Origin of the sequence: uncultured Sphingomonas sp. (assembly GCF_937859915.1) — a bacterium.
In the GTDB taxonomy this organism is placed as follows: Bacteria; Pseudomonadota; Alphaproteobacteria; order Sphingomonadales; family Sphingomonadaceae; genus Solisphingomonas.
The window spans coordinates 1-5,586 of record NZ_CALMAW010000045.1; the positions used below are offsets into that span (position 1 = coordinate 1).

Consider the following 5,586-nt stretch of genomic DNA (forward strand, 5'->3'; position numbering starts at 1 on the left):
CCGACGCGCTCGCGGCGGGCGCCGGCGGGGTCGCGACCCGCGCCGAGGGCAGGACATTGGGGTCGACCGGGGTCGAATTGCCCTGGATCGCGGCGATCATCCCCGGGGTCGCCATCTTGTCGAGCGGCAGATAGTCGCTCTTGAAATTGACCTCGACCGATCCCGACAGGCTCGCCTTGACCTTGAGCGATTCCTCGCTCGCCTCCTTGGCGGCGCTCATCGCGGTGATGATCGGCTTGTTCTCATATTTGTACGTGCCTTTGCTGAAGCGGTCGCTGCTCGAGCTGACATTGCCGTCCTGGCTGTCATATTTGCGCGTGCCGCCGCTGTCGTACGAGCCTTCGCCGGCGTAGGTCGTCTGGACATTGCCGGAGGCGTCGCGCGCCATGTCCATCGCCTGCGCGCTGCGGCTCTTGGTGCGCGTGCTGCCGGCCTGGAAGTCGAACAGCACTTTCGCGGCGATCTTGCCGTCGGTGACGACGATGCGGTTGATGCCGAGCAGGATCATGCTCGCCATCATTTGCTGGCGCTGCTTGGCGAGCTGCATCCGCGCGCCGACGACGAGCGCGCGCTCGACATTCTCGTCGGACAGATCGAGACTCTTCAGCGCGCCATTCTCGAAGCTGATCGAGCTGTTGACGCGCGCGAGCGCCGTGCTTTCGTCGACCCCTTCGCGCAATTGCAGACGCGGCTGCGGATCGTCGGACATGTCGTCGACGCCGATGTCGAACATGTCCGGAAATTTCTCCTGCATATGGTCGCGGCCTTGGTTCTCCGAGACATTGTCCTGCATGAACTGGCCGAGCGACATTGACACCGAGGCGACGAGCTTTCCATATTCCTCCATCTGCTCCATCGAGGTGTGGACGATCGCCTCGAACACGTTCGAGATCAGCCCGGCGACGAAGCCCGGGAAATTGACGCCCTGGACATAATCCTTGGCGGCGTCGACGCCCTCGTGGATCGCGCTCGCGTCGAACGGGGAATTGCCGATGGCGCTGACCTGCTTGCTGTCGTCGGCGTAACTTCCCTCCTGCGCCATCCCGCGTGCGGCGGGCATGCCGAGCCCGCCGGCGATCCGGTTGCCCTCGATATTGTCGGGCGCGACGAGATAATTGGCGATCTTGGCAGTATCCTGCGCGACCTGGCGCTGGCGGTCGGGCGGTAGCGCGGCGAACGCCTGGCTGCGCATCAGCAGGTCGCGCACCGCATCGCGGACTTCGGGCCGCGGCGTGCGGGTGGGTGGGGGAGCGGAGGGCGGATGCATCGAAACGGTCCTCGTTGATGGCGGCGGACGACGTCAGGCAGCGATCTGCTGGAGCGCCTGCGGGCTGACCTCGAACTCGGCGGGGCGCAGATACAGGCTGATCCGCGGCGGGAAGGCGGGGCCGGTGCGCACCGACAGGATCGAAAAGCGCCCCGGCCAGACGTCGTCGTCGGGGGTGAAGGCGCTCATCCAGCGGCTCAGCGCGGCGAGTTCGCGCGGACGCTCGCCGAGCCCGAGCGTCAGCAGGCTGAGGAATTCGGGCGGCAGGTCCGGGATCTGCGAAAGCTGGACATAGAGCTCGAATTCGGGGCCCTGCGGCGTCTGCCCGAGCGCGATCAGCGTCGCACCGGGGGGCAGCTCGAAGCGGCCGCCGAGCACCAGCCCCAAGATCTGCATCACCGCGGGTAGGCGGTCGCCCATGCCGAGCGCGTCCATCATCGGCTGCAGCTCGGCGAGCTTGAGCGCCTGCGGATAGAGGAAGGTCAGCCGCTGGCCGCCGGCGTCGCGCTGCGCGCTGATCGTCGTGAACAGCGGGCGCAGCGCGGGCAGCAGGCGCTGCGCGGTGGCGACCAGCTGGAACAGCGCGGGTGGCAGCTGCACCGCCTGATCGCCCTGCGTCTCGTAATAGACCTTCGAGGCATAGAGCCCGTCGCGATCGGTCGAGGCCCCGAAGAAGGCGCCATAATCGAGGTTGCCGCCGCTGCCGAAGCCGCGATAGGGCTCCGACCGCTCGTCGAACCAGCGCAGCGTGTCGCGGCCGAGGAAGGCGCCGACCAGCCGGCGCATCTCGCGCGTCGCCTCGTCGCGGCGGTCGACGCCCGCCGCGGCGGGCTCGAGCGGCTCGATCGTGAAGCGCAGCTTGCCCGGCTGGGTTTCCGAGAAGCTGGGTTCGAACGGCGCCGCCATCGGCGCCAGCGCGTTGCGCGCATAGCGCGGGTCGCCGGCGGGCAGCGGGAAGGTGCGCGCGATCAGCCCGGCCATCGGCGGGCCGGGATCGGCGGTGCCGAGCGCCCGCGCCGCCTGGGCCAGGCGGCGCGTCACCGTATCGGACAGGGGACGATTGGCCATCTTAACGATCCTCTCAATTGTAGCGGGCGCCGTTCGACCGGGCGGGGGCGGCGGACGCCCCGAGACCCATGCCGACGCCCGCCTCCATGCCGGGAATCTCGTCCATGAACTCGCGCGCGAAGGCGGGCATCTGGACGGGCTTCGAGGTCATCACCGGCGACATCCGCGGCTGCGCCATCTCGTCGATCCGCGTCTCGGAGACCGCGGTGTCGGCGAGCCACAGCTCGCAGGCGTTGACCAGATCATAGTCGGTCGGCGTGCTCGTCGCCTTGGTGCCGGCGGTGCGGGGCACCGGCGAGCGCACGTCCATCATGTCGATCAGCGGACCGGTCGGGCGCATGATCTTGGCGATGTTGTTGGCCAGCCATGCCGTGATGATCGCGCCGCAGGTGGCGAGCGTGCGGTAGCGCGTGCTGGTGCGCGCGCCGCCGAGCTCGGTGGTCGCGATCTGGTCGATCACCTGCCACATGTCGCGCGCGCCGTAGGAGGCGCGGATCTCGGGATCGCCGAGCAGCTGGATCATCGACTTGACCTCGCCCTGCAGCTCGAGCGCGGCATAATAGGTCATGCCATAGCCATGCAGCGACAGGTTGGTGGCGAGATCGCGCGCCGCCTTGCGCATCTGCTGCGCGCCGACCGCGCTGGGCAGCGCGGCACGGAGCAGCTTGTCGACATCCTGCTGGCGGACGAACTGCGACACCGACGAGACGAAGCGCAGCCACAGATCGTTGAAGTCGGTATTGCCCTGGATCGCGGGATTGCCGCCGGGCTGGCCCATCGTCATCGCATAGAGATCGCGCCGCTCGGTCTCGCTGATCCGGTTGGGGCTTTCCTTCCAGCGCTTGTAGAGCAATTTGCCGGCATTGCCCTTGCCGATCGGCAGCGTGCCGTTCTGCGCGCTCTCGAGCAGCTTGTCGACGACCTGGAAAGCCTTGAGCTCGTCGAGCATCGCCGAGCAGATCACCGGGCCCATCAGCCGGATATTGTCGGCGACGATCTCCTCGTCGGACACGGTCTCGAGATCGGGCAGGTCGATGCCGATCTCGATCGATCCGTCGTCGCCGATGTTCTGGACCTTGTCGAGCGCCTCGCTGACCTTGCGGCCGAGCTGCGTTTCGCTGTTGGTGACGCCGGCGGCGGCAAGGTTGCGCATCACGCTGGCGAACTCGGCGACGTTGACGACATGCGCGATCTGCGTGCCGGTCGGCGTTGCCCCCTCTTCCGACAGCAGTGCGAAGACGCGCAGCGACAGCGGGCTGTAGGACTGTGTCTCGCCGACCGCGGCGTAGAAGGACTTGCCGAAGCTCGCCCAGCGCGGATCGGTGCGATCGGCGTTGATCCGGAACTGCGGCCGGGTGGCGTCGTGCGGCTGCCCCGGCGCGCTGGCGTCCTCGGGCTTGGGATCGGGCTTCTTGACGGTCTTGGTCTGGCTCGTCGCCTTGGCGGCGACCGCGGGCGGCGGCTCGGCGCTGTCGAGGATCAGCAGCCCGAGCGTCAGCGCGGCATCGACCGTGTGACGCCCCATCTGGTGGCCCGACGCCATCGTCAGCGCGACGCCGGGATCGGCGTCGACGTCGCCGCGCGGATTCGCGAGATAGCCGATCATCATGCTCGCGCGCTCGTTGAACTGGTCGCGCGCGGCGACATAGACCGGATCGCACCATTCCTCGTTGGTGGCGATCGCGGCGAGCAGATTGTTGATGTTGTCGCGCTCGTCGCGCTCCTCGACCGAATAGAAGATCTCGTCGGCGGCGCCGCCGACGCCGGTGCCGGCGCGTGAGCGCGCCGAGCGGTCGAGCTGGTTGACGCGCTCGGTGAGCCGGCGGCGTTCGGTCTGCTCGCGGACCGCGAGATCGTGGAACAGGGTGAGTACGTCTTCCATGGGGAAACTCCTTCGCGTTGGGGCCGTCCGGTGGGTCGTGGGCGGCGATCATCCATCCTCGGTGTTGCACTGGGTCCGGTCGATCAGCCGGTCGACCGCGGCGAGCGCGGCGGCGGCGTCGAGCACGCCGCTGCCATAGCCCGGGCCCGCGGTGGCGAAGGGATGCGCGGTGGCGATCACGATCTGCTTGAGCATCGCGGGTTCGAGCGGGAAGGCGCGGCGTTCGGCCTTGGCGATCATCAGCGCGACGGTGGCGGTGACGAAGGGCGCCGCGAAACTGGTGCCGGTCGCGCGCTGATACCCATCGAGCGCGGCGGTGAAGACCCGCTCGCCGGGTGCGGCCAGCGCGACATGGGTGCCGCGCGTCGAAAAGCCGGTCGGTCGCGCGTCGGCGCCGACCGCGGCGACCGCGACCACCTCGGGATAGGCGGCCGGCCAATAGACCGTCTCCTCGCCATTGTTGCCGCTCGCCGCGACGAAGCTGCAGCCGCGATCGCTGCCATAGGCGATCACGTCGGCATGCGGCTTGGGCAGATGCGGCGCGAGCTGCGAATCGTCGGTGCCGAAGCTCAGGTTGAGCACGCGCGCGCCGAGGTCGATCGCCAGCTTGGCGGCGGCGTCGAGGTCGGCGATCGCGCCCATCCCGATCGCGGCGGATTTGCCGGGCAGCCGCGCGGCGCCGAGCGCGCGCATCGGCAGCAACTGCGCCGCGCCGGCGAGGCCCGGCGGCATGCCCGCGCCCTCCGCGCCGATGATCGCGGCGCAGGCTGAGCCATGGCCGACATAGCGGTCGGTCGGCGCGTGATCGGGGTCGACGCCGGTGCCGAGGATCTCGATCCCCGGCGCGACGTCGCCGCTGCCCAGTTGTACGGTGTCGTAGCCGCGCCGGAAGCCGCGGACGAATTCGGGATGGTCGGGGGCGACGCCGCTGTCGACGATGCCGACGATCACCGCGCTGTCGCCGGGTTCGTAGGCGAGCGCCTCGGGCGCGCGAACCATCGCCCAGGGCGCCCACATCTCGGCGTCGTCGATTGTTTCGGCTGCCTGTGCGCGGGCGTGCATCTCGAGCGGGGCGGTAGCGACATAATTGGGGCTCGCCCATTCGACCGTGCTGACCGTCGACAGCGCCTCGACCAGATCGGCGATCGGCGTCGCCGGATCGGTGCGGACGAGGAAGGTGCGCGCCATGCCGGTCAGCTGCTCGGCGTCGCTATAGGCGCGGTTGCGGCTGCCGGTCCGGGCGATATTGGCGGCGGCGGTGTGCAGCCGCGCGATCCGCGCCGGGCCGCCGCGGGCGCGGATGACGCGATCGATCGCGCCGCCGTCGAGCGTGGCGGCCGCAGTCGCGACGCCGTCGCGCACGTCGTTG

General features: G+C 69.3%; 4 protein-coding genes. All 4 read right to left on the reverse strand.

The genetic code is table 11. The annotated features are described in order from the left end of the window. A partial coding sequence (locus tag Q0326_RS06505) for a hypothetical protein (RefSeq protein WP_298688361.1) occupies positions 1-1,267 on the reverse strand: 1,267 nt, incomplete at its 3' end. A gap of 33 nt (positions 1,268-1,300) precedes the next feature. Further along, the gene (locus Q0326_RS06510) at positions 1,301-2,335 is read right to left on the reverse strand and encodes a hypothetical protein (RefSeq protein WP_298688363.1); all 1,035 of its coding nucleotides are present in this window, start codon (positions 2,333-2,335) and stop codon (positions 1,301-1,303) included. Positions 2,336-2,348: 13 nt separating this feature from the next. Then, positions 2,349-4,217 (reverse strand): hypothetical protein, encoded by a 1,869-nt coding sequence (locus tag Q0326_RS06515; protein ID WP_298688365.1) that lies wholly within the window; start codon positions 4,215-4,217, stop codon positions 2,349-2,351. Between the two features lie 48 nt (positions 4,218-4,265). Then, on the reverse strand, positions 4,266-5,586 hold a 1,321-nt coding region (locus Q0326_RS06520; RefSeq protein WP_298688368.1), incomplete at its 5' end, for a S8 family serine peptidase.